Source organism: Azorhizobium sp. AG788, assembly GCF_004364705.1.
Taxonomy (GTDB): Bacteria; Pseudomonadota; Alphaproteobacteria; order Rhizobiales; family Xanthobacteraceae; genus Azorhizobium; species Azorhizobium caulinodans.
Map to the genome: position 1 here is coordinate 28,727 of NZ_SOBM01000007.1, position 22,681 is coordinate 51,407.

20 protein-coding genes and 1 tRNA gene are annotated in these 22,681 nt (G+C 68.4%); 14 read left to right on the plus strand and 7 right to left on the minus strand.

Annotated features, from left to right (window positions below):
• Positions 1-14: 14 nt before the first annotated feature.
• The 4 genes from DFO45_RS18520 to DFO45_RS18535 all read left to right on the plus strand — a co-directional run bounded on the left by DFO45_RS18520 (position 15) and on the right by DFO45_RS18535 (position 6,148).
• Positions 15-809: a DUF1223 domain-containing protein gene (locus tag DFO45_RS18520; protein ID WP_245518177.1), complete on the plus strand. Its 795-nt coding sequence runs from the start codon at positions 15-17 to the stop codon at positions 807-809.
• 403 nt (positions 810-1,212) lie between these two features.
• On the plus strand, positions 1,213-1,578 hold the full coding sequence (locus DFO45_RS18525; protein WP_043879777.1) for a DUF2794 domain-containing protein: 366 nt from the start codon (positions 1,213-1,215) through the stop codon (positions 1,576-1,578).
• A gap of 86 nt (positions 1,579-1,664) precedes the next feature.
• A complete protein-coding gene (polA, locus tag DFO45_RS18530) occupies positions 1,665-4,673 on the plus strand; it encodes a DNA polymerase I (protein WP_133866035.1) in 3,009 nt (1,002 codons plus the stop codon).
• A gap of 824 nt (positions 4,674-5,497) precedes the next feature.
• Entirely contained in the window at positions 5,498-6,148 is a 651-nt protein-coding gene (locus DFO45_RS18535) for a TetR/AcrR family transcriptional regulator (protein WP_052286112.1), read from the plus strand.
• 37 nt (positions 6,149-6,185) lie between these two features.
• Here the strand turns inward: DFO45_RS18535 and DFO45_RS18540 are convergent, their stop codons facing one another.
• Positions 6,186-6,326 carry a DUF1127 domain-containing protein gene (locus DFO45_RS18540; RefSeq protein ID WP_208299831.1) on the minus strand — a complete coding sequence of 47 codons (141 nt, stop codon included), beginning with the start codon at positions 6,324-6,326 and terminating at the stop codon, positions 6,186-6,188.
• A gap of 255 nt (positions 6,327-6,581) precedes the next feature.
• On the opposite strand from DFO45_RS18540, the gene DFO45_RS18545 reads away from it, so the two are divergent.
• The 4 genes from DFO45_RS18545 to DFO45_RS18560 all read left to right on the plus strand — a co-directional run bounded on the left by DFO45_RS18545 (position 6,582) and on the right by DFO45_RS18560 (position 10,430).
• Positions 6,582-7,934 (plus strand): PLP-dependent aminotransferase family protein, encoded by a 1,353-nt coding sequence (locus DFO45_RS18545; protein WP_133866037.1) that lies wholly within the window; start codon positions 6,582-6,584, stop codon positions 7,932-7,934.
• 131 nt (positions 7,935-8,065) lie between these two features.
• Positions 8,066-9,097 (plus strand): LacI family DNA-binding transcriptional regulator, encoded by a 1,032-nt coding sequence (locus tag DFO45_RS18550; RefSeq protein WP_043879779.1) that lies wholly within the window; start codon positions 8,066-8,068, stop codon positions 9,095-9,097.
• 33 nt (positions 9,098-9,130) lie between these two features.
• Positions 9,131-9,976 carry an RNA methyltransferase gene (locus DFO45_RS18555; protein WP_133866038.1) on the plus strand — a complete coding sequence of 282 codons (846 nt, stop codon included), beginning with the start codon at positions 9,131-9,133 and terminating at the stop codon, positions 9,974-9,976.
• A 226-nt stretch (positions 9,977-10,202) separates the two neighbouring features.
• Complete coding sequence (locus tag DFO45_RS18560) at positions 10,203-10,430, plus strand: hypothetical protein (protein ID WP_043879780.1); 228 nt, start codon at positions 10,203-10,205, stop codon at positions 10,428-10,430.
• A gap of 69 nt (positions 10,431-10,499) precedes the next feature.
• Here DFO45_RS18560 and DFO45_RS18565 read toward each other — a convergent pair.
• From DFO45_RS18565 to DFO45_RS18580, 4 genes are all read right to left on the minus strand, one after another.
• Positions 10,500-10,576: transfer RNA gene (locus DFO45_RS18565), tRNA-Met, on the minus strand.
• Between the two features lie 110 nt (positions 10,577-10,686).
• Positions 10,687-11,082 carry a YraN family protein gene (locus DFO45_RS18570; RefSeq protein WP_133866039.1) on the minus strand — a complete coding sequence of 132 codons (396 nt, stop codon included), beginning with the start codon at positions 11,080-11,082 and terminating at the stop codon, positions 10,687-10,689.
• A 1-nt stretch (position 11,083) separates the two neighbouring features.
• The gene (gene rsmI / locus DFO45_RS18575) at positions 11,084-12,094 is read right to left on the minus strand and encodes a 16S rRNA (cytidine(1402)-2'-O)-methyltransferase (RefSeq protein WP_081434166.1); all 1,011 of its coding nucleotides are present in this window, start codon (positions 12,092-12,094) and stop codon (positions 11,084-11,086) included.
• Between the two features lie 46 nt (positions 12,095-12,140).
• Positions 12,141-12,584, minus strand: a complete 444-nt coding sequence (locus tag DFO45_RS18580) for a hypothetical protein (protein ID WP_133866040.1) — start codon at positions 12,582-12,584, stop codon at positions 12,141-12,143.
• Between the two features lie 297 nt (positions 12,585-12,881).
• Here DFO45_RS18580 and DFO45_RS18585 point away from each other — a divergent pair, with 297 nt between their 5' ends.
• The 5 genes from DFO45_RS18585 to DFO45_RS18605 all read left to right on the plus strand — a co-directional run bounded on the left by DFO45_RS18585 (position 12,882) and on the right by DFO45_RS18605 (position 20,040).
• Positions 12,882-14,123, plus strand: coding sequence for a penicillin-binding protein activator (locus DFO45_RS18585; RefSeq protein ID WP_245518178.1), 1,242 nt, complete (start codon positions 12,882-12,884; stop codon positions 14,121-14,123).
• Between the two features lie 127 nt (positions 14,124-14,250).
• Complete coding sequence (locus tag DFO45_RS18590) at positions 14,251-14,859, plus strand: hypothetical protein (RefSeq protein ID WP_043879782.1); 609 nt, start codon at positions 14,251-14,253, stop codon at positions 14,857-14,859.
• Positions 14,860-15,035: 176 nt separating this feature from the next.
• A complete protein-coding gene (locus DFO45_RS18595; protein WP_245518193.1) occupies positions 15,036-17,447 on the plus strand; it encodes a UvrD-helicase domain-containing protein in 2,412 nt (803 codons plus the stop codon).
• A gap of 221 nt (positions 17,448-17,668) precedes the next feature.
• A complete protein-coding gene (locus DFO45_RS18600; RefSeq protein ID WP_133866041.1) occupies positions 17,669-18,907 on the plus strand; it encodes a GGDEF domain-containing protein in 1,239 nt (412 codons plus the stop codon).
• Positions 18,908-19,113: 206 nt separating this feature from the next.
• Positions 19,114-20,040: a 50S ribosomal protein L11 methyltransferase gene (locus DFO45_RS18605; protein WP_133866042.1), complete on the plus strand. Its 927-nt coding sequence runs from the start codon at positions 19,114-19,116 to the stop codon at positions 20,038-20,040.
• 55 nt (positions 20,041-20,095) lie between these two features.
• Here the strand turns inward: DFO45_RS18605 and DFO45_RS18610 are convergent, their stop codons facing one another.
• Together DFO45_RS18610 and DFO45_RS18615 are read right to left on the minus strand one after the other, a co-directional pair.
• Positions 20,096-20,281, minus strand: coding sequence for a hypothetical protein (locus DFO45_RS18610; protein ID WP_043879784.1), 186 nt, complete (start codon positions 20,279-20,281; stop codon positions 20,096-20,098).
• Between the two features lie 213 nt (positions 20,282-20,494).
• Positions 20,495-21,004, minus strand: a complete 510-nt coding sequence (locus tag DFO45_RS18615) for a thioesterase family protein (RefSeq protein ID WP_133866043.1) — start codon at positions 21,002-21,004, stop codon at positions 20,495-20,497.
• A gap of 222 nt (positions 21,005-21,226) precedes the next feature.
• On the opposite strand from DFO45_RS18615, the gene DFO45_RS18620 reads away from it, so the two are divergent.
• Positions 21,227-22,639 (plus strand): FAD-linked oxidase C-terminal domain-containing protein, encoded by a 1,413-nt coding sequence (locus DFO45_RS18620; RefSeq protein ID WP_133866044.1) that lies wholly within the window; start codon positions 21,227-21,229, stop codon positions 22,637-22,639.
• Positions 22,640-22,681 lie beyond the last annotated feature (42 nt).

The following is a 22,681-nucleotide window of genomic DNA, read 5'->3' on the forward strand; positions in this document are numbered from 1 at the left end:
TAAATCCTGCGTCCATGACCCGCGCCCTCCTTCCGCACCGCCTGCTCTCCGCCTTGCTGATGCTCGCCTGCATCGGCTTCGGCACGCAGGCCATGGCGGAGGACGCCAAGGCGGACGCGAAGACCAACGCCTCCGCCGGCACCGAACTGCCGAAGGCCGTGGTGGAACTCTTCACCAGCCAGGGCTGCGCCTCCTGCCCGCCCGCCGATGCCCTTCTGGGCGAACTGGCGCGCGATCCGGGCGTGATCTCCCTCACCCTGGCGGTGGACTATTGGGATTATGTCGGCTGGAAGGACACCCTCGCCCAGCACGGCCATACCCAGCGCCAGCGCGCCTATGCGGACGTGCGCGGCGACCGCAAGATCTACACCCCGCAGATGGTGGTGGACGGCACGCAGGCCGCCGTCGGCAGCGACCGGCTGGCGGTGGAGAAGGCGCTGATGAGCGCCAAGGCCGGCGGCTCGGCCCTCATGGTGCCGGTGAAGCTCTCCCGCGACGGCGACGACCTTCTGGTGGATGTGGGCGCGCTCGCGCAGGCCCCCGGCGCGGAAGTCTGGGCCTGCCCCGTCATCCGCAGCCAGACCGTCTCCATCGGCCGGGGTGAGAACAGCGGCCGTCAGGTGACCTATACCAATGTGGTGCGCGGCTGGGTCCGCGTCGGCACCTGGGACGGCGATCCGGACACCTTCAAGGTGCCCGTGAACCAGCTGCGCTTCGAGGGTGCCAATGCCGTGGTGGTGCTGGTCCAGTCCGGCACGTTCGCCGCCCCCGGCGCCATCCTCGGCGCCGCGACCACCCCCCTGAACTGACCCCCATCCGATCCGGTGTCGGACGCGCCGCGCGGCGATGGCCTGCGCCGGCGAGCGCCCGGCCTTCCAGCGTCCAGACTTCCGAATGCCGGACAACAAAAAGGCCGCTTGCGCGGCCTTGGAAGTTCAAAATTTGGAAGCGTAGCAGTGACCGGTTCACACCACCCCGGGGGGCTGGGGGGCTGGGATAGACCGGAGCGGCGGAACCGGCCCTGCTACGGGTATGAAGATCGCCCAGGCGATTGTCCCCCGCTTGACCGAAAGGCGGCGAGACTGTGGTGGGCAGTGACGAGCGCGTGATTACGCCGAAGCTCAAGCCCCGTGGTCCGCAAAGCCGGCTATGCGCCCCCTTGAAAGGCGGTGCTGCCGGGACGATCATGACGGCACCAGCCAAGGAGGCCCGATGGGCGAGATCGAACCCATACACCGTGGCCCGGCCCCCGCGCCAGCGGCACCCGTGACCCCCGCCCCAGCCGTCGTGACCTTCGACCGCCATGAACTGGACCGCATCCTCAGCCTGTATGGCCGCATGGTCGCGGCGGGCGAATGGCGCGACTACGCCATCGACTTCCTGAAGGACCGCGCGGTCTTCTCCATCTTCCGACGCTCCCTCGACGTGGCGCTCTACCGCATCGAAAAGGACCCCAAGCTCGCGCGCCGGCAGGGCGCCTACAGCGTCGTCTCCCAGACCGGCCTCATCCTGAAGCGCGGACAGGACCTGCCGCGCGTGCTGGCCGTGCTGGAGAAGCCGCTGCGCACGGTGGGCTGACGGGCCGCGCCAAAGCGGCGGGCGCGAGAGGGTTGTTCGGGCGGCGAGCGTCGGGCATCGTGCGCGCCGCATCAACGGATGGCCCAATGTCTTCTGCACCCCGCCCGATCCAGCCCGGCGACCACGTCTTCCTGGTGGACGGCTCCTCCTTCGTGTTCCGCGCCTATTTCCAGTCCATCAACCAGGACCGGAAGTACAATTACCGCTCCGACCGCCTGCCCACCGGCGCGGTCCGGCTGTTCTGCACGAAGCTCTTCCAGTTCGTCCGCGACGGGGCGCTGGGCATCCGGCCGACCCACCTCGCCATCATCTTCGACAAGTCCGAGGACAGCTTCCGCAAGGAGCTCTACCCGCTCTACAAGGCCAACCGCTCGGACCCGCCGGACGACCTCATTCCCCAGTTCCCGCTGATGCGCGAGGCGGTGAAGGCCTTCGGCCTGATCCCCGTGGAGCAGGCACGCTACGAGGCGGACGACCTCATCGCCACCTATGCCCGGCAGGCTCAGGCGGCGGGCGCGGACGTGCTCATCGTCTCCGCCGACAAGGACCTGATGCAGCTCATCGGCGAGCGGGTGGCCATGTATGACCCGGCCTCCGGCGAATCGGGCGGGCGCGGCTCCCGCCCCGAGCGGCGCATCGGCGTGCCGGAAGTCGTGGAGTATTTCGGCGTCGGGCCGGAGCAGGTGGTGGACGTGCAGGCCCTCGCCGGCGATTCCACCGACAATGTCCCCGGCGTGCCCGGCATCGGCATCAAGACCGCCGCCACCCTCATCAAGGATTATGGCGACCTCGACACGCTGCTGGCCCGCGCCTCCGAGATCAAGCAGGAAAAGCGCCGCCAGTCGCTGATCGAGCATGCGGACAAGGCCCGCATCTCCAAGGAACTGGTGAAGCTCGTCACCGACGTGCCGCTGGAGGTGCCGCTCGCCGACCTCGTGCTGGAACAGCCGGACGGCAAGCAGCTGGTGTCCTTCCTGAAGGCGATGGAATTCACCACAATCGTGCGCCGGGCCGCCGAGGCCTTTGGCGTCGAAGCCGCCGAGATCGACCCCGACCCGCGCCTCGCCGTGTCCGGCGCGGGACCGCTGTTCGCCGGCCAGAGCGCGCCGGTCTCCACCCCGCCGGAGACGGAGGCGGATGCCGCCGCCCCGGCCGCTCCGGTGGCAACCTCAACGGGCGCCCGGCCGAACGTCCTCGAACCCGCCGACCTTGCCGCCACCCGCGCGCAGGAGGCCCGCGCCACCAAGGTGGACCGCAGCCACTACCGGATGCTCACCAGCCTCGACGAGCTGAAGGCATGGTGCGCCAAAGCCCGTGATCAGGGCTTCGTGGCCTTCGACACCGAGACCACCTCGGTCGATCCCATGCAGGCGGACCTCGTGGGCGTCTCGCTGGCGCTGGCGCCGAACGAGGCCTGCTATATCCCACTCGCCCATGTGGGCGCGGGCGACGGCCTGTTCACGGAAGGGCTGCTGCCCGGCCAGATCCCCTTCAACGACGCCCTCGCGGCGCTGAAGGACATGCTGGAAGACGGCGGCACGCTGAAGATCGGCCACAACGTCAAGTACGACGCCGCCGTCCTCGCCCGGCACGGCATCACGGTGGCCCCTTATGACTGCACCATGTGCATGTCCTATGCGCTCGATGCCGGGCGCGGCGGGCATGGCATGGACGAGCTGTCCATCAAATATCTCGGCCACACGCCCATCGCCTTCACGGAAGTGGCGGGCAAGGGCAAGAGCCAGATTACCTTCGACCGCGTCCCGCTGGAGGCCGCCACCGCCTATGCGGCGGAGGATGCGGATGTGACGCTCCGACTCTGGCGCGTGCTGAAGCCCCGCCTGCCGTCGGAGGGCATGACCACGGTCTATGAGACGCTGGAGCGCCCGCTGATCGCCGTGCTTGCCCGCATGGAGGCGCGCGGCATCTCCATCGACCGCGCGACGCTCGCCCGCCTCTCCTCCGAATTCGCGCAGGGTGCCGCCCGGCTGGAGGACGAGATCTCAGGGCTCGCCGGCGAGAAGATCAATGTGGGCTCGCCCAAGCAGATCGGCGACCTCCTGTTCGGCAAGATGCAACTGCCCGGCGCCACCAAGACGCCCACGGGCGCCTGGTCCACCAAGGCCAATGTGCTCGACGAACTGGCCGAGGCGGGCCACGAGCTGCCGCAGAAGATCCTCGCCTGGCGCCAGCTTTCCAAGCTGCGCTCCACCTATACGGATGCCCTGCCCAATTACGTGAACCCGACCACCCACCGGGTCCACACCTCCTATGCGCTGGCGGCCACCACCACCGGGCGCCTGTCCTCCTCCGAGCCCAATCTCCAGAACATCCCGATCCGCACCGAGGAAGGCCGGCGCATCCGCCGTGCCTTCGTGGCGGTGCCGGGCACCAAGCTCGTCTCGGCGGACTATTCGCAGATCGAGCTGCGGCTGCTGGCCGAGATCGCGGAGATCCCGGCGCTGCGTCAGGCCTTCAGGGACGGCATCGACATCCATGCCATGACCGCCTCCGAAATGTTCGGCGTGCCGGTGGAGGGCATGCCCTCGGAAGTGCGCCGGCGGGCCAAGGCCATCAATTTCGGCATCATCTACGGCATCTCCGCCTTCGGCCTCGCCAACCAGCTCGGCATTCCGCGCGATGAGGCGGGCCAGTACATCAAGCGCTATTTCGAGCGCTTCCCCGGCATCCGCGCCTATATGGACGAGACCCGCGCCTATTGCCGCGAGCACGGCTATGTGGAGACGCTGTTCGGCCGGCGCTGCCACTATCCGGATATCGCCGCCTCCAACCCGTCCATCCGCGCCTTCAACGAGCGCGCGGCCATCAACGCCCGCCTTCAGGGCACGGCGGCGGACATCATCCGCCGCGCGATGATTCGCATGGAGGGCGCCCTCGCCGATGCCGGCCTGTCGGCCCGCATGCTTTTGCAGGTGCATGACGAACTTGTGTTCGAGGTGCCCGATGCGGAGGTGGAGGCGACCCTGCCCGTGGTGCGCCGGGTGATGGAGACGGCGGCGCGCCCGGCCGTCGAACTCGCCGTGCCGCTACAGGTGGAAGCCCGCGCCGCCGACAATTGGGAAGAGGCCCACTGAGGCAGCGTCGCGGAACAGAAATCGACGACGGCCCGCCACTCCTCAGGGAGGCGGCCGGACGAACCGGTGTTTCGCGCGAGGGATGAAGGGCCGGCAAGCCATCAAGTACCCATTTCTGCCGGCTCGCAGTTTTTATTGACCGCCCATTTTATTCAATGATTCGCCATTGGCGTAGAAACAATGAATCATTCAAATGAAACTCACCATCAATATTATTTCTAATATACTCTTCTCACTCACGGCATTTGCGATCGTGAAACCATTATGGGTTCTTGCGATTGCCATCCCTGGCGGCCTCCTCCTCCCGGAAGGACAGGGAGCTAATTCCATGGCAACTGGCGCCGCGCTATTCTTACTCCTTGCGCTATGTATGCGAGATTGGACACGCAGCCGGGGTTAGCCGCCGCCATCGACAACGGATGCCCGGATGATGCATCAGCCTGATTTGGGCGTCGGGTCGTTCTGGCATGTCGCTGAACGGAATTGCGCCGGATAGGGCGCCTTGGTTTCCGGGCGTCTCACGCGCGCAGAGACCTGCGCAGCAGATTCCCAGGAAAAGGCCGGTTTGAGGGAGGAGAGCGGGGGCGGTTGCTCTCCTCCCTCTGCACCGATCAGGACCCTGTGTTGCGGATCAGGGTCTTGACCGAACCGTTCGGTCACGGTGGTTATTGTAATAACCGCCGGTTCGCACTATTTCAACAGAGAACTGAACGGTTCGGTCAGAAATTTCCATCGGGCGGAGGGACGGCACCGGATGGACAGGACGGCCGCTTGATTATGGGCGCCCGTCGAGGAATAGAAAGATGTCGAAGGAGAACCGCATTTTGAGCGTTCCAGCTGCGAACGAGACCCCCGCCTTCGGCGCCGGACAGGCGCCAGAGAAGCGACGCCAGATCCTGAGCGGCGCGCGCGAGGTGTTTCTGGAGCGCGGCTTCGACGCGGCCAGCATGGGCGACATTGCGCGGGCGGCTGGCGTCTCCAAGGGCACGCTCTATGTCTATTTTGAAGACAAGGTGGATCTCTTCGCGGCCCTGGTGACCACCGAATGCGAGGAGACCGCCGAGCGCCTCTTCGTGCTCGATGCCAAGGAGCCGGACCTCGCGGCCGCCCTCAAGAAGCTGGGCATGTCATTCCTGGAGGCGATGCTGCGGCCGGAGCATGTGGCGACCGTCCGCATGGTGATCGCCACCGCCGAGAAATTTCCCGAGATCGGCCGCCGCTTCCTCGATGCCGGTCCCAATTCCGGCGTGCGCCGCCTCTCCACCTTCCTCTCCGCCAAGGTGGCGCAGGGCGAGCTCGACATTGATGACGTGGACTCGGCGGCCAGCCAGTTCCTGTCGCTGTCGAAGGACACGATCCTCGCGCCGGTCCTGTTCGGCTCGGCGGCCACCATCAGCCGCGACCATATGGAGAAGACCGTGGAGCGGGCTGTGAACCTGTTCCTGCGCGTCTATGGCGCGCGGCGGAACGACTAGGCGCCCCGCACGTCCACCGCGCCCCTGCGCGCCGCGATCAGGCGCGCCAGAAGGGCTTGTCGGCCTCCCGCCGGGCAAGACGCGGATGGATGCCCGCGTCGCGGAGACGCTCCGTATCCAGTTCCGCGAGCTCCGCCCGCGAGCGGACGCGCCACATCCACAGACGGATCAGGCCCATCAGTCCGGCCGGGCGAGGCACGGGCGCAGGCGCCTCGGGCGTAAGCACGCGATCCGGCACCGCTGCACTCGGTACAATTTGCACATTGATCCGAGAGGCAGGGCGAGGCTGGGCCTTGGAAGCGCCCAGGGAAGAACGGGACTGCTGCGGCGACATCTGAAATGCTCCCGGTCGAACCGCTTTGTGCCAGCGGCTCTCGCATTCATTGTCCCGATGTGATATCAGCGCAATCAATACATTGCACTCGGAGCAATTATGTCCGACACCGCCGCCCGTGGCGACTATCGCGCGCTCGCCGACAGCATTGCTGCCGATATTGCCGCTGGCCGCCTGTCCGCCGGCACCCGCCTGCCGCCACAGCGCGAGTTCGCCTACCAGCACGGCATCGCCGCCTCCACCGCGAGCCGCGTCTATGGCGAGCTGACGCGGCGGGGCCTCATCAGCGGCGAAGTGGGGCGTGGCAGTTATGTGCGGGCCCGCCGGTCGACCCTCGACGACACGCTCGGCGAGCCGGTGAAGAGCCCGCTCGATCTCCAGCTCAATTTCCCGGTCCTGCCGGGGCAGGAGGCGGAGATCAGCGCGATGATCGCCAGGCTCACCTCGCCGGGGCTCCCTGCCTCCGTCTTTGCCGCGACGGGTGCGGCCGGCACGCCCGACATGCGCGCGCTCAGCGCCGGCTTCCTTGGCCGCGCCGGCTGGCGACCGGATGCGGACGGTCTCGTATTCACCAATAACGGGCGCCAGGCCATCGCCGCGGCTCTTGCGGCCCTCGCCCCGCCGGGGGAACGGATCGGCGTCGAGGCCCTCACCTATCCGGCGGTGAAATGGCTGGCGGCGCGGCTCGGTGTCACCCTCGTTCCCCTGCCCATGGATGGACAGGGCCTGCGCCCCGACGCCCTGCTGAAGGCCCACCGCACAGCCCCGCTGGCGGGTGTCTATCTCCAGTCCAGCCTGCACAATCCGCTCGGCGTCTCCATGGACGCCGCGCGGCGCCGGGAGATCGCCACGCTGCTGCGGGCCGAGGGCCTGATGGCCATCGAGGACACCGTCTATGGCTTCCTGTCCGAGGAAGAACCACTGGCCGCGGCGGCGCCGGACCATGTGCTGCTGGTGGACAGTCTGTCGAAGCGCGTGGCACCCGGCCTTACGCTCGGCTTCATCGCCGGCCCGGCGTCCTGGTCCGGGCGCCTCGTCACCTGCGTGCGCTCCGGCGCCTGGACGGCCAACGGCCTCACCCAGTTTCTGGGGACGCAGGTCATGGCCGAAGGGCTCGCGGCCCGCCTCGTCACGGGCAAGCGCGCCGATGCCCGCGAGCGGCAGGCGCTGGCAGGAAGCATCTTCCCGAAGGGCGTGCTCAAGGCGGACCCGCGCTCCTACCATTCCTGGCTCGAACTGCCCGACATCTGGCGCGCCGAGACCTTTGCCGCCGCCGCCACGCGGCAGGGCATTGCGGTGACGCCGGCCTCGGCCTTTGCCGTGCCGCCGACGCAGCCGCCCAATGCGATCCGCATCGCCCTGTCGCGTCCGCCGCTCCCCGTGCTACGGGAAGCGCTCCTCACCCTGCGCCGCCTGCTGGAGAGCGGGCCGCAGGAGAGCGAGGTCGAATAGCGCCGCACCGCAGCGCAGCCCCCCCTGTGCGCCTGCGAAGCGGCCCGCTTCCGCGACAAGGGTTTAATCGTTTAGTGTGCCGCAATCCCGATGCGGCGCACTGCCGTCGGGCGGATCGCGGGAGGCGCGGCATGGACGGAGCGGTGAGCGGCCGAATCACGCTCCAGCAGCTGGCGCAGGCCCTCGGGCTGTCCACCGCCACGGTCTCGCTGGCCCTGCGTGACAGCCAGGTGGTGGCGGAAGCCACCCGCCTCAAGGTGCAGGAGGCCGCCCGCGCGCGCGGCTACGTGGCCAATCGCGGCGCCGCCTCCCTGCGCACGGCCCGCACCAACATCGTCGGCATCGGCCTGCACGACATCATCAACCCCTCCTTCACCGAACTTCTCGCGGCACTGGAGGATTCCCTCAGCGCGGCGGGCAAGACCATCCTGCTCGGCGTCAGCCAGGAGGACGTGACGCGGCAGACCCGCACCCTCGGCACATTGGCGGAATATCGGCCCGATGCCTTCATCGTCTCGCCTGCCGCGGGCACCACGGTGGACGACCTCAAGGCGCTGGCCGCCAGCGGCATCGCCGTGGTGCAGGTGACGCGCGAGGTGGAGGGCTCGGGCTTCGACTTCGCGGGCTCCGACGACACGGCCGGCGTGGCGCTGGCGGTCGCCCATCTGGTGGACCTCGGCCACCGCCGCATCGGCATGATCGGCAGCCTGCCCATCGCCTCCACCGGCCGCCGCCGCCTCGCCGGCTATCGCCAGGGGCTCGAGGACGCGGGCCTGCCCTTCGATCCCGCGTTGGTGGCCGAGGGGCCCGGCCTGCGGGAGACCGGACGCGCCGGCGTGCTGAAGCTGCTGGCCCTGCCCGATCCGCCCACGGCGGCGGTGTGTTTCAACGATCTCAACGCCTTCGGTGCGCTCATGGGCCTGCAATCGGCGGGGCTGACCGCCGGCCGCGATTTCTCGCTGGTGGGCTATGACGACATCGGGGAGGCGGCGCTGTGGCACCCGGCGCTCACCACCGTCTTCACCCGCATCCCGGAATATGGCCACATCGCCGCGGAACTCGCCCTCGCCCGCATCGCCGAACCCGGCCGTCCGGTGGAGCGCGTCGCGCTGATGCCCAGGCTGGTGGTGCGCGAGACGACGACGCCCCCCCGCCGCCGCTGACATCCGGCCGCATTCGGGCTCTAAACTGCGCGCATGACGTCTCTTGCCACCGCGAGCCTACCCGCGCACGAGCCGCTGCGGCTCATTCCCGTGTCCGATCCCGACGATCCGCGCATTGCCGATTACCGCGACGTGCGCGAGCGCGATCTCGTCGGCCGGCGCGGCCTCTTCATGGCCGAGGGCGAAGTGGTGCTGCGACTGCTGACCGCCCATGGTGGACGCGACCTGCATTCGGTCCTCGTCTCGCAGGCCAGCCTGCCGCGCATTGCGGATGCCCTTGACCTGCTGCCCCGCAACGTTCCGGTGCATGTGGCGGGACAGGCGGTGATGGACGCCATCGTCGGCTTCCACATCCATCGCGGGATTCTCGCCGTGGGACGCGCCCGGCCGCAGGTGCCGGCGCCGGAACTCCTGGCCAGCCTGCCGGAGCGGGCGCTGGTGGTGGCGCTCCAGGGCATCACGAATCACGACAATATGGGCGGCATCTTCCGCAATGCCGCCGCCTTCGGTGCGGACGCGGTGCTGCTCGATGCCGCCTGCTGTGATCCGCTCTATCGCAAGGCGATCCGGGTCTCGGTGGGGGCCTCCCTCATCGTGCCCACGGCACGGGCGGGCACCACAGCGGAGATGATGGAGGCCATCACGGCGGCGGGCTTCGATCTCGTCGCCCTCAGCCCCTCGGGCCGCGAGCGGCTTTCGGACATCGTACCGGGCGGGCGACAGGCCGCTCTCTTCGGGACCGAAGGGCCCGGCCTGCCGCCGGAGGTTCTGGCTGCGACGCGGACCATCTCCATTCCCATGGCGGCCGGCTTCGACAGCCTGAACGTCGCCACCACCAGCGGCATCGTGCTGCATCACCTGAGCCGGACGGGCGGCTGACGCCTCCATGCCGCAGCTTGGGATGCCTACAAAGCGCACGCAGGCAATTGCACAGGCAAAACCATTAACCTATATTCATCAACGTCCATTGATCATGCCCAGACGCTGAAACCTCAGGTTGTCTCATTGATCGTCGGCGCCAGTTGCACCGGCTGAACTGTGGAAATTCTGAATGAGCAGATTTTCGTCTCGCCGGCACCCGGCGCGAGAATGGATTTTCCTTGCCTTGATCTGGAGCGCCCTCGGCCTTGTGGTGGCCCGCGTGGTCGCGGGGCTCGTGCCGGACTATTCCGCCCTCGCCGCGGAAATGCGCTGTGCGCTCATTCTTCTGTCCGCACTCGCAACCATCGCGCTGTCCGCCGGCCTCACCCTCGTCTGGAACGGACGTCGTCGCGGACCCACAACACGCCGCCAGAGCGACTTCCGTCGGCAGGATGCGTCGGTGCGTGGATAGACGTCCGGCGCGGACGACGCGCTTCACGCGCGTTTGCGGATCGGAGCAAATGTCGGGATCAGGGAAGCGTGGTAGCAGCGGGCGGACTTGAACCGCCGACCTCCGGGTTATGAATCCGGCGCTCTCACCAACTGAGCTACGCTGCCACAGGCGCGGCCTCAAAGCGGCCCTCGCCTCGCGAGGAGCGCATATAGGGGTGCCGCTCGGGCGGTGTCAAGAAAGCCCTTGGGCCGCCGGGCGACCATCCCCAACCCCTTCACCCCTCGAGCTCGAACGCGCCCTCCAGATGCTCGGCCCCGCCGTCGCGCCCGAGCAGGATGGCGTCGAAGCGCATCGCGAGGGGTGCGAGTTCGGGATGATCGGCCAGGAAGAGTTCGGCAGCCGCGATGATGCGGCGGCGCTGGCGCAGTTGGAGGCTCTCGGCCGCCTCCGCGAGACTGCGCCGCAGCTTCACCTCGCAGAAGACGAGAAGGTCGTCCCGCCGCGCCACGAGATCGAGCTCCCCCGCGCTGGTGCGCAGCCGCCGGGCGAGAATGCGGAAGCCCTGCGCCTCCAGCACAGCCGCGGCCCGATCCTCCGCGGCCAGCCCGCGCGCATGGGCGGCCTGCTTGCGGCGGCGCGCCGGCGTGTCGGGCGGCGGCGGGCGTCCCATGTCAGCCCGGCCCGTCCTCGCCCTTTGTGAGCGCCAGCGCGCGGGCATAGACCTCGCGCTTCGGCCGACCCGTGGCGGCCGTGACGGCGGCCACCGCATCCTTCAGCGAATGCTCGGCAAGCGCACGGGTGAGCGCCGCATCCACATCGTCATCGGCGGCCGGCTCCTCAAGCGGCGGGCCAATCACCAGGACGATTTCGCCCTTGGGGGCGCCGGCGGCGGCATAATGGGCGGCGAGTTGGGAGAGCGGGCCGCGCCGCACCTCCTCGAAGGCCTTGGTGAGTTCGCGACACACGGCGGCCGGCCGGTCGCCCAGCCCCTCGGCGAGATCGGCGAGGCTTTCGGCGAGGCGCGGCCCCGTCTCGTAGAGGACCAGGGTGGAGGGCAGCGCCTTCAGCTCCGCAATGCGGTTGCGCCGCTGGCCGCCCTTCTGCGGCAGGAAGCCGTCGAACAGGAAGCGGTCCGTCGGCAGGCCTGCCGTCACCAGCGCCGCGAGCATGGCCGAGGCGCCGGGCAAAGGATGGATGCGGAAGCCGGCAGCCGCCGCTTCCACCACCAGCTTGTAGCCAGGATCCGACACCAGCGGCGTTCCGGCATCGGAGACGAGCGCCACGGCCTCTCCCGCCGCGAGCTTTGCCAGCAGCCGCGGGCGCATCGAGGCGCCATTGTGATCGTGATAGGGGACGAGCGGGGTGGCGATGCCGTAGCGGTCGAGGAGGCGGCGCGTCATGCGCGTGTCCTCGCAGGCGATGAGGCCCGCGCCTGCCAGCGTCTCCAGGGCCCGCACCGTGATGTCGCCGAGATTGCCGATGGGGGTGGCCACCACATGCAGCCCCGTGTCCAGCCGCCGGGCCTGCACGGTCTGGCCGAACAGGGTGAAGGCCTTCTCGCCCGGCGTCCCCGGCTCGAGGTCCGGCAGATCGGTGGTGTCGTCGGCCGGCAGATCGCCGGTAAGCGGGGCTGTAATGTCTTCGGCAGCGTCGTGCGACGCCCGGGCGGGGCTCTGGGTCATGGCCGCGATCATAGTGCGGGCGCGGGCATCGGAACAGCGCGCCCGCTCAGCCGCCAACGGATGCGGAACGGAAGGCGACCTCCGGAGCGTCTTCCGCGCGGCCGGGACCGACCACCTCCAGCAGTCCCATCACCAGGCGGCCATCGGGCGGGATAAGCAGCGCCAGATCGTCCGCCGTGTCGCGACCGAGATCGAGGGCCAGTTGGCAATCGAGAAGCGCGGCGAAGGTGCGCAACTGCGTGAGGATATCGAGGGGCGTCGGCAGGAAGAGGTCGAGCTTGGTCGCGAACGCGGAGCGGTCGAGCCGGTGGCACAGGCCCACCGCCTGCCGCTCCATGGCCAGGAGCCAGTCGCGACCACCATCGGCGCCATCGAACAGGCCGGGCGGAGCAACTGCGAAGGCCCGGCAGAATGCGGCGTCCATCACCGCCAGATCCGGAACGCCGTCCACATAGAGGTCCGGCACCTCGCGCTCCACATTCAGCTGCATGGATGCTCCCGGTTCGCGAGGCGTGCCAGCATGCGTCCAGAGAACAGCTCCCTCAATCCCTTTCATGCCTGTGACAAGCGCACGGCGAATCGGCGGGGCGGCATGACAGGCGCGGAGGATGCCGGTAACGTGAGGCGCGTCGCGGCCAGCGGAAACCGCCGGCCATTGCGCCGGCCGCCCGGCCGGTGACACAAGAAAAAGCGAATGCGTCCCCGCCGGTGGCGCACCCCTTTCCGGTCCGGCAGGGCTGTGGTGTTCGACAAGAAACGGAGCCGCCGGGGCTCCGGGGAGAGACTGGTGACCGATCGCGTTCTGCCCCCGAGCCGTCTGCCCGCCATGGCGCAGCAGCCCTCCGGCCTCACCCGTCGTGCCCTTCTGTCCGGTGGCCTGAAGCTGGCGGGGTCCGTCTCCGCCGCTTCGCTCGTCGCGGCCTGCGCCGGCGGCGACGTGCCGCTGTCTCCGACGCCACAGGGTGCGCCCACCGGCCCCGTCACCGGCCAGCCCCTGCCCGCCTCCGGCCCTATCGTGGCGCTGATCCTGCCGCTCGGCGCGCAGGGCAATGCGGCCCTCGCCGGACAGGCGCTCAAGAACGCCGCAGAACTCGCCATGGCGGAGCTCGGCCAAGCCCCGATCCAGCTCGTGGTGAAGGACGACGGCGGCACCAGCCAGGGCGCGCGCAATGCGGCCGAACAGGCCATCAATGAAGGCGCCCGCATCATCCTCGGCCCGCTGTTTGCGACCTCGGTGGGCGCGGCGGCGCAGGCGGCCCGGCCGCGCGGCATCCCCATCATCGCCTTCTCGACGGACACCAACGTCGCCGGCAACGGCGTCTTCCTGCTGAGCTTCCTGCCGCAGACGGACGTGGACCGCATCATCCGCTACACGGCGGGGCAGGGTAAACGCTCCTTCTCTGCCCTCATTCCCGAAAACGCCTATGGCACCGTGGTGCAGGGCGCCTTCCAGCAGACCGTGGGCGACGTGGGCGGCCGGGTGATGGCGCTGGAACGCTACACGCCGGCGCGCCTCGCCGACGCGGTGAAGCGCGTGGCCGACGTGCAGAGCCAGACCGACGCCATCTTCATCCCCGACAGCGCCGACAGCGTCGCCGGCGTGGTGCAGCAGCTCGCGTCCGCCGGCGTTGACCTGAAGCGCATCCGCCTGCTGGGCACGGGCCTGTGGGACGAGCCCCGCCTGTTCAGCCTGCCGCAGATGGAGGGCGCGCAGTTCGCCGCCCCCGACGCCGCCGGCTGGCGCAACTTCTCGCAGCGCTACCGCGCACGCTACGGCTCGGACCCGGTGCGCACGGCGACGCTCGCCTATGACGCGGTATCGCTGGTTTCCGCCATCGTGCGCACGCAGGGGCCGGACGGGCTCAACACCACCACCCTCACCAACCCCTCGGGCTTTGCCGGCGTGGACGGCGCCTTCCGCTTCCGCGCCGACGGCAGCAACGAACGCGCCCTCGCAGTGATGGAGATCCGCGGCGGGCAGGTGAGCATCGTCAGCCCGCCGCCGCGCACCTTCGGCTCGGCGTTTTAAGTTCCCGGCGCGTTCCCGCGCGCCGTGCCGCGTACCCCAACGGTACCGGCTTGGTTTGACCGCCAAATCCGCTATAGGTCCGGCGCCCCGGCGCCGGCCAAGGGCTCACGCAAGGAAGACCGGTCCCATGAAACTTTCCGCATCCCTGGCAGGCCTTCTCCTGGCCGTCTCCAGTGCCGCCGCGCTCGCCCAGTCCGCGCCCGCGGGCCAGACGACGCCGCCGGCCAGCGCGCCGGCCGCCGCAGCCCCTGCGGCTCCGGCCCAGGAGACCGCGCCGGAAATCCGGGTCGCCCGTCCGATCGAGATGATGCTCACCCAGCAGGCTGCCTCGCTTTCGTTCGACGGCAAGGTGCTGACCCTGCAGGGCGTCGCCCCCACCGCCGCCTTCGCCATCGACCGGCCGGAGCGGATCGGCGGCACCATGACCACCGAGCAGTTCGTGAAGATGTGGAACGCCACGGTGGCGATGATGAAGAACGATCCGCCGAACGTGGCCCTGACCACGCTCGGTCCGGTGCCCACCCAGGCCATCGTGGAACTGGGCGCCGCCAGCCTCTCGGGCTCGACGCTGAGCTTCAACACGGTGGTTCTGGACGGCACCGTGCCCCCCAACGGGCAGCTCGTGAGCCTCACCACCCAGCCCACCGTCTTCCGGCCCATGAAGGAAGTGCACGGCTTCCTGAAGTGCTGGTGGAGCCCTTATTGGGCGCAGCGCGTCTGCCGCGCCGACTGGTGATCTGATCCGGATGCGAAACGGCGCCGCAGGGCGCCGTTTCCACAAGAACATGGCTTGCCCCTCGCAATCCGGCCCCTGCGGTGCCATTTTGTTCTCACACGAGAATCGTGTGTGCGAGAACGAGACGGCGATTGTCCATTTCCCCTGAGAAGCGCGGCGGCCCTGAGCCCCGCGATCTGGCACCCCGCGAAGACGTCGGCCGTCCGGCCCTGAAGCCCGGCGGCATCGCCGAACGCGCGCGCGCCGCCATGGGCATTCCCGCCGCCCCCACCCGCCCTTCCTATCTCGACGGCCTCAATCCCGAGCAGCGCGAGGCGGTGGAGACGCTGGACGGCCCCGTGCTCGTTCTGGCCGGCGCCGGCACCGGCAAGACCCGCGTGCTCACCACCCGCATCGCCCACATTCTCTCGCAGGGCCGCGCCTATCCCTCGCAGATCCTCGCCGTGACCTTCACCAACAAGGCCGCGCGGGAGATGAAGGAACGCATCCACGCCATGGTGGGCGACACGGTGGAGGGGATGCCCTGGCTCGGCACCTTCCACTCCATCGGCGTGCGCATCCTGCGCCGGCACCATGAGCTGGTGGGTCTCAAGAGCGGCTTCACCATTCTCGACACGGACGACCAGCTCCGCCTGCTGAAGCAGCTCATCGCGGCGGAGGAGATCGACGAGAAGCGCTGGCCCGCCCGGATGCTGGCCTCCGCCATCGACGGCTGGAAGAACCGCGGCCTCACGCCCGAGCAGGTGCCGGCCGGCGAAGGCGCTGCCTTCGCCAACGGGCGCGGGCAGATGCTCTATGCCGCCTATCAGGCGCGGCTGAAGGCGCTCAACGCCGTGGACTTCGGCGACCTCTTGCTGGAGGGCATCCGCCTGTTCCGCGAGAACCCCGATGTGCTCGCGGAATACCACCGCAAGTTCAAATACATTCTGGTGGACGAGTATCAGGACACCAACGTCGCCCAGTATCTCTGGCTGCGGCTTCTGGCGCAGGGCTCGCGCAATGTCTGCTGCGTGGGCGACGACGACCAGTCCATCTATGGCTGGCGCGGTGCCGAGGTGGACAACATCCTGCGCTTCGAGAGCGACTTTCCCGGCGCCAAGGTGATCCGGCTGGAGCGTAACTACCGCTCCACGGGCCATATCCTAGCCGCCGCTTCCCATCTCATTGCCTTCAACGAGGGGCGGCTCGGCAAGACGCTGTTTTCCGAAGGGGAGAAGGGCGAGAAGGTCACCGTCACCGGCGCCTGGGACAGCGGCGAAGAAGCCCGCGCCATCGGGGACGAGATCGAGGCGCTCCAGCGCGCGGGCCATGCGCTGTCGCAGATCGCCATCCTCGTGCGCGCCTCCTTCCAGATGCGCGAGTTCGAGGACCGCTTCGTCACGCTGGGCCTCAACTACCGCGTCATCGGCGGTCCGCGCTTCTATGAGCGGGCGGAAATCCGCGATGCTCTGGCCTATCTGCGCTGCGTTATTTCGCCGGCTGACGATCTCGCCTTCGAGCGCATCGTGAACGTGCCGAAGCGCGGCGTGGGCGACGCGGCCATCAAGCAGATCCGCGACGTCGCCCGCGCCGCCGGCGTGCCGCTGATGGAGGCGACCCGCCTCCTCACCGAGAGCGAGGAGCTGAAGCCGAAGCTCCGCTCGACGCTGCGCGGCTTCATCCAGTCCTTCGAGCGCTGGCGCGAGCAGGCCGAGAACATGAAGCACACCGAACTGGCCGAGGTGGTGCTGGATGAGAGCGGCTACACCGAGATGTGGCAGAAGGACCGCTCGGCGGAAGCGGCCGGACGGCTGGAAAACCTCAAGGAGCTGGTGCGCTCCATGGAAGGGTTCGAGAACCTCTCCGGCTTCCTTGAGCACATCTCGCTGGTGATGGACGTGGACAGCGGCGCTGGCGACGACGCCGTGCAGATCATGACCCTCCACTCCGCCAAGGGGCTGGAGTTCGACACCGTCTTCCTGCCCGGCTGGGAAGAGGGCCTGTTCCCGCACCAACGGGCGCTGGACGAGCAGGGCAAGGCGGGCCTCGAGGAAGAACGCCGTCTCGCCTACGTGGGCATCACGCGGGCGCGGGCGAGTGCGCGGGTCTATTTCGCCTCCAACCGGCGCATCCATGGCATGTGGAACTCCACCGTGCCCAGCCGCTTCCTCGACGAACTGCCGGACACCCATGTGGATGTGCAGGAGAGCAAGGGCGGCTTTGGCTGGGGTGGCACCACGGGCGGCTATGGCGGCGGCAACAGCTATGGCGCCAGCCGCTTCGACAATCCGGCCCCCTTCGCCTCCAGTTATGCGACGCCCGGCTGGCAGCGCGCCCAGAACGCCCGGAACGAGAGCGGCGGCACCAAGGGCGGCTTCGGAGGCTCTGGTGGCGGCTATGGCGGATCGCGGCGCGGCGGGCCGGTGATCGAGGGCACGCTGATCGCCGCCTCCACCGGCGCGCCGTCGGCCTTCTCGGCCGGCGAGCGGGTGTTCCACATCAAGTTCGGCTATGGCGAGATCACCGCCATCGACGGCAACAAGCTGACCGTGCTGTTCGAGAAGGCCGGCGAGAAGCGGGTGCTGGAAAGCTTCGTCGAGAAGGTGTGACAGTGGGTGCGGCCGGCGATGGTGGAGAGCGGTCTGCGACGCCTATTCCGCTGCGGAATCCGTATGCCACGCCCCATCGTCAACAACGGATGTCTCTGAGTTAGCTCAGGCTCGCGCAAGGTCGGCATGAAAAATCAGACCCCGCCCTGTCGGAAAGGACAAGCTTTGCGCTAGCATGGCCGCTCTTCCGGCGATCCGCGGACAACGCTGATTTTCAATCGATGTATATTGGCAGCCTTTCCCTGATCGCCGCAGAGATGGTGCTCTATTTCAGCGCCATGCTGGCGCTGTTCAGCGCCCGTCGGGTGATCGGTCTCGCGACCTTCTTCTGTGCTCTGGCGGCCACCCAATTCCTTGAGACCCAGTTCGCCATCGGCCTCTATCTGAAGCTGCCCTTCGGCCTCGCCCTGACGCCGGGCGCCGCGGCGCTGTTCTCCGGCAAGCTCGCCCTGCTGCTGCTGGTCTTCGTGCGCGAGGGCGGGCCGCTGGCGCGCCAGCCGCTGTACGGCATGCTGTTCGGCAATCTGCTGATCTTCGTCCTCGTGGCGCTGCTGGCGGTGGGCTATGTGCGCCAGCCGGTGCCGCAGACGCTCGACGTGATGCATTTCGCCAAGATGCTGGCGCTTATGGTGTGGGGCAGCGCGCTGCTCGTGCTGGAGTGCCTGGGCATGTTCGTGCTCCACGCCACGATGCGCGAGAGATGGCGCCTGCCGCTCTGGCTCGCCCTCACCGTGCCGCTGGCGCTGGCCCTCACCTTCGACCAGTTGCTCTATTTCAGCGCCCTGCACTTCGCCTTCGGCATTCCCGATGCCGCCGGGCTTGGCACCTGGGCGGGACGCATGGTCGCAGCGCTCCTCTATGGCAGCGCGCTCACCTGGTATCTCACCCGCATCGAGCCGGTGGAGGCCGTCCCGGCCCGGACCGCTGGCGAGATCCTGCGCCAGTTGCGCCAGCCCGAGCAGCCGCAGCGGGAGCCGCGCCGCTACGATCCCCTCACGGGCACCTTCCACGCCTCGCAGTTCGCGTCCATCTGCGGCCACCTGCTGTCCGTCACCGGCCTCACCGGGCGGCCCATGAGCCTGCTGCTGGTGCATATCGACACGCCCGACCGGGAGGAAACCTCCTCGAAATGGGCGGAGATGATCCGGCAGGCGAGCGCCACCATCGGCGAGGCAACCCGCTCCGGTGATTATGTGGTGCGCTATCGCGACGACGCCTTCGCCATTCTCGCCCCCGGCGCGCCACACCATGCGGCCATGCAGGTGGCGGCGCTGCTGCGGCGGGATACGGAGGCCATGCTCCAGTCCGGCAACGAGGACATCCACGCCGTGAGCATCGGCGTTGCCACGACGCCGCAGGACGGAGCGAGCGTGGCCGATCTTCTCTCCGCCGCAGAAAGCCGCCTCGCCGAGGCGCGCCAGAACATGGGCAGCCGGGTGGTTGGCTCCTTCGCCCGCTGATCCGCCCTGCGGGATTGGGGCTGGATATCCGCCCCGGCCTCTGGCACTTGGGACGGCAGATGCGGCCGGGCCGGCCGCAAGGGAGCCTGGTTGTGCCGATGCGAGTCCATGCGGCCCACCGCTCCCTCTCCTGTTCTTTGATCGAGAGATCCGGTCTTGCTTGCGGAGCAATCGAAACCGGACACGCTCTAGGTTCCGAGGTTGAGATGCTTGAAGGCTTGCCGCCCAACGACGCCACCCATGTGATGCGCCTCAGCGCGCCCGAGCGGGAAGCCCGGCGCGTGGCGGACTTCCTCGCCGAGCATTTCGATCCGGCCGAGGTGGCGGTGGCCAATTTCGAGCAGCCGGACGGCAGCTGGGCCATCGAGCTTTATGCCGGCGAGGCCTTCGATGCCGACCTGCTGCGCGAACTCGTCACCATCGCCGCCGGCGAGGAAATGGCGGCGCAGGTCTCCTTCCACGCCATCGAGCAGACGGACTGGGTCGCCTCCAGCCTCGAAGGGCTCGCCCCGGTGCGCGTCGGCTCCTTCATCGTCCACGGCAGCCACGATCGCGCCCGCGTGCCGCAGAACGCCATCGGCATCGAGATCGAGGCGGCGCTCGCCTTCGGCACAGGCCACCACGGGACCACGCAGGGCTGCCTTGCGGCCATTGCCGACATGGCCAAGCTCGGCACGCCGCGGCGCATCCTCGATGTGGGCACGGGCACGGGCGTACTGGCCATCGCGGCGGCGCGGCAGTTCCGGCGTCCGGTGGTGGCGAGCGATCTCGACGATGTGGCGGTGAAGACGGCGCGGGAGAATGCCCGCTTCAACGGCGCGGGGCCGTTCGTGACGCTGCATCTGGCGGCGGGCGTCGATGCCATGAGCGTGAAGGCGGGCGCGCCCTACGATCTCATTCTGGCGAACATCCTGCTGCCGCCGCTGAAGCGGCTGGCGCGCCCCGTGCGTCCGCTGCTGGCGCCAGGGGGATGGCTGGTGCTGTCCGGCCTTCTGCCGAGCCATGCCAATGCGGCGCTGGCGGCCTATCGGGCGCAGGGCCTGAAGCTGGTGCGGCGCCGCGACATTGACGGCTGGACCAGCCTGATCCTTTCCGCCACCGGGGCCGCGCCCCGGCGGGAGGACATCTACTGAAGACCGACGAGCCGCGCGGCTCGGTCAGGAGGGGCGGGACCGCTGTCCCGTCCGCTCACTGAAGCGGGTAACGGCCACCCGGACGCTGCACATACTTCAGCACTTCGCGCTCGGCCTGCTCGGTGCGGGCGGCGATGATGGCGTCGAGCACGCGGGCGAAGAAACCCTTCTTCGGCTCGGCATTCACGGCGCCCTGGGCGGCCGGAGCGAACTTGGGGGTCGAGTAGATCACGGCGCTCATGACGGAGGCCCTTCTGCTTTGCACTTCCTGATGCAATGCAAAATACGCCGTGTTGCGCCGCAGCAGAACTGATAGGTAAGCATGCCTGTCCTGCACACGATGCAGACATGCCTTGCCTCTATGCAGAGTTGCATGATGCAGGCGACGTGACCTGCGCCGTGCGCAGGTGCCCGGGGGATCCCGTCCTCCGTTCCCGTTACCCGAAAGACCCGCTCAGCAGCGCTGGGGCATGCCGATGGCGCGACCGATGCCGTCCGGCCGGGCGAGGGCCGCGTGAGCGGCCCGCATGGCGGCGGCGCGCTCCACCACATCGTCGGGCATGGCCTCGGCGCGGCGGCTGTCGAGATCTACGTGCAGCGCCACCTGCTCCAGCGTCGCCGACACCCACCCTTCCGTGCCGTGGTGGAGCGTCTCGAAGACGTGCAAGCGCTTGTCGTCATAATCGACCAGCCGCACGGTGACGCGCACCGGCGCACCCACGGCCAGTTCGCGCAGATAGCGGGTGTGGGTTTCCACCGTGAAGAAGGAGGAGCCGCGCAGCCGCGCCAGCGAGGGGCCGAGCCCCAAGAGGTCGAGCACCTCGTCGAAGGCGCGATCGAACAGCAGGCTGTAATAGGCGACGTTCAGATGGCCGTTGTAGTCGGTCCAGTCCCGTTTCACCTCCATGGTGGAGGAAACGAAGGGAGCGAAGAAAACCGGCTCGAAATCCTGTGTTTTCAGCATGGAGACGCCTCCGGGTTCGGGGAGGTTGCTCGTCGGGCACTCAGTGTGCCGCCACCTAAGGCAACGGTCACTACCGAAATGGCGTGAGAATGGTCGCACTGCGGAAAGCTGGTGCAGCGAACACGTCGAATCTGCGCCCGGCCACGAATCGTTTTCAGGCCGCGTTCATCCCGATACACTCCGGCGCGGAAACGCCCCGCCACAGATCTTAAGGAATTCTAAATGCTTGGTGCAGCCGCGAAGGACAGCTTCGCCGATGAGGCCGCGCTTGGTCAGGCGCTGGCCGAGCTCACCGCCCGCCTCGGTAACAAAGTCGTGATGTCGCGCCCGGCCCGCGAGCAGCACGCCAATGTCACAACCTTCCTGCCCAACGAGCCGGCAGATGCGGTGGTTTTTGCCGATTGCATCGAGGATGTGCAGGCCACCGTGCGCATCTGCGCCGCCCATCGGGTGCCCGTGATCGCCTGGGGCGCCGGAACCTCGCTGGAAGGCCATGTGAACGCGCCCTATGGCGGCGTGTGCATCGACCTCTCCGGCATGAACCGCATCCTCAAGATCAATACCGACGATCTCGACTGCGTCATCGAGCCCGGCGTCACCCGCAAGCGCCTGAACGAGGAACTGCGCGACCAGGGGCTGTTCTTCCCCATCGATCCCGGCGCCGATGCCTCGCTGGGCGGCATGGCCTCCACCCGCGCATCGGGCACCAATGCGGTGCGCTACGGCACCATGAAGGACAACGTGCTGGCCCTGAAGGTGGTGATGCCGAATGGCGAACTCATCACCACGTCGCGCCGCGCCCGCAAGTCCTCGGCCGGCTATGACCTCACCCGCCTGTTCATCGGCGCGGAAGGCACGCTGGGCATCATCGTCGAGATCACGCTGAAGCTTTACGGCATTCCCGAGAGCATCGTGGCCGGCGTGTGCTCCTTCCCGACCATCACGGATGCCTGCAACACGGTGATCCAGACCATCCAGTGCGGCATTCCGGTTGCCCGCATCGAGCTGCTGGACGAGGTGCAGGTCCGCGCCTCCAACGCCTATGCCAAGCTGAGCCTGCCCGAGACGCCCCACCTGTTCCTCGAATTCCACGGCACGGAAGCAGGCGCCGCCGAACAGGCGGAACGCTTCGGGGAGCTGGCTTCCGAGAATGGCGGCGGCCCCTTCACCTTCGCCGGCAAGGCGGAGGACCGCTCCAAGCTCTGGCAGGCACGGCACGATGCCTATTGGTCTGTGCTGCCGATGCGCCCCGGCGCCAAGGCGGTGGCGACCGACGTCTGCGTGCCCATCTCGCGCCTTGCCGAATGCGTGGAAGCGACGAAGGCCGACATCGTGGAGATGGGGCTCGTCGCCCCCATCGTCGGCCACGTGGGCGATGGAAACTTCCACACCACGCTGATGGTGGACGTGACCGACCACGCCGACGTGGCCAAGGCGGAAATCTTCATGAAGCGCCTCGTGGAGCGGGCCCTCGCCATGGAAGGCACCTGCACCGGCGAGCACGGCGTGGGCGAGGGCAAGAAGAAGTATCTTCTGGCCGAGCATGGCGCCGAGACTCTCGAAGCCATGCGCACGCTCAAGCGGGCCTTCGACCCGCACAACATCATGAACCCGGGCAAGATCGTCTCGCTCTGAGACGGGACTGCCGGAATGTCGGCCGGCCCCAAAAGGGCCGGC

What these genes read in the sequence shown, in the direction of transcription:
- DFO45_RS18580 (WP_133866040.1), bottom strand. Translation starts at nt 12,584, where the DNA reads ATGCAGCTGAATGTGGAGCGCGAGGTGCCGGACCTCTATGTGGACGGC.
- rsmI (WP_081434166.1), bottom strand. Translation starts at nt 12,094, where the DNA reads ATGACCCAGAGCCCCGCCCGGGCGTCGCACGACGCTGCCGAAGACATT.
- DFO45_RS18605 (WP_133866042.1), top strand. Translation starts at nt 19,114, where the DNA reads ATGCTTGAAGGCTTGCCGCCCAACGACGCCACCCATGTGATGCGCCTC.
- polA (WP_133866035.1), top strand. Translation starts at nt 1,665, where the DNA reads ATGTCTTCTGCACCCCGCCCGATCCAGCCCGGCGACCACGTCTTCCTG.
- DFO45_RS18620 (WP_133866044.1), top strand. Translation starts at nt 21,227, where the DNA reads ATGCTTGGTGCAGCCGCGAAGGACAGCTTCGCCGATGAGGCCGCGCTT.
- DFO45_RS18610 (WP_043879784.1), bottom strand. Translation starts at nt 20,281, where the DNA reads ATGAGCGCCGTGATCTACTCGACCCCCAAGTTCGCTCCGGCCGCCCAG.
- DFO45_RS18540 (WP_208299831.1), bottom strand. Translation starts at nt 6,326, where the DNA reads ATGGGCCTGATCCGTCTGTGGATGTGGCGCGTCCGCTCGCGGGCGGAG.
- DFO45_RS18590 (WP_043879782.1), top strand. Translation starts at nt 14,251, where the DNA reads ATGAAACTTTCCGCATCCCTGGCAGGCCTTCTCCTGGCCGTCTCCAGT.
- DFO45_RS18550 (WP_043879779.1), top strand. Translation starts at nt 8,066, where the DNA reads ATGGACGGAGCGGTGAGCGGCCGAATCACGCTCCAGCAGCTGGCGCAG.
- DFO45_RS18615 (WP_133866043.1), bottom strand. Translation starts at nt 21,004, where the DNA reads ATGCTGAAAACACAGGATTTCGAGCCGGTTTTCTTCGCTCCCTTCGTT.
- DFO45_RS18520 (WP_245518177.1), top strand. Translation starts at nt 15, where the DNA reads ATGACCCGCGCCCTCCTTCCGCACCGCCTGCTCTCCGCCTTGCTGATG.
- DFO45_RS18600 (WP_133866041.1), top strand. Translation starts at nt 17,669, where the DNA reads ATGTATATTGGCAGCCTTTCCCTGATCGCCGCAGAGATGGTGCTCTAT.
- DFO45_RS18545 (WP_133866037.1), top strand. Translation starts at nt 6,582, where the DNA reads ATGTCCGACACCGCCGCCCGTGGCGACTATCGCGCGCTCGCCGACAGC.
- DFO45_RS18555 (WP_133866038.1), top strand. Translation starts at nt 9,131, where the DNA reads ATGACGTCTCTTGCCACCGCGAGCCTACCCGCGCACGAGCCGCTGCGG.
- DFO45_RS18570 (WP_133866039.1), bottom strand. Translation starts at nt 11,082, where the DNA reads ATGGGACGCCCGCCGCCGCCCGACACGCCGGCGCGCCGCCGCAAGCAG.
- DFO45_RS18525 (WP_043879777.1), top strand. Translation starts at nt 1,213, where the DNA reads ATGGGCGAGATCGAACCCATACACCGTGGCCCGGCCCCCGCGCCAGCG.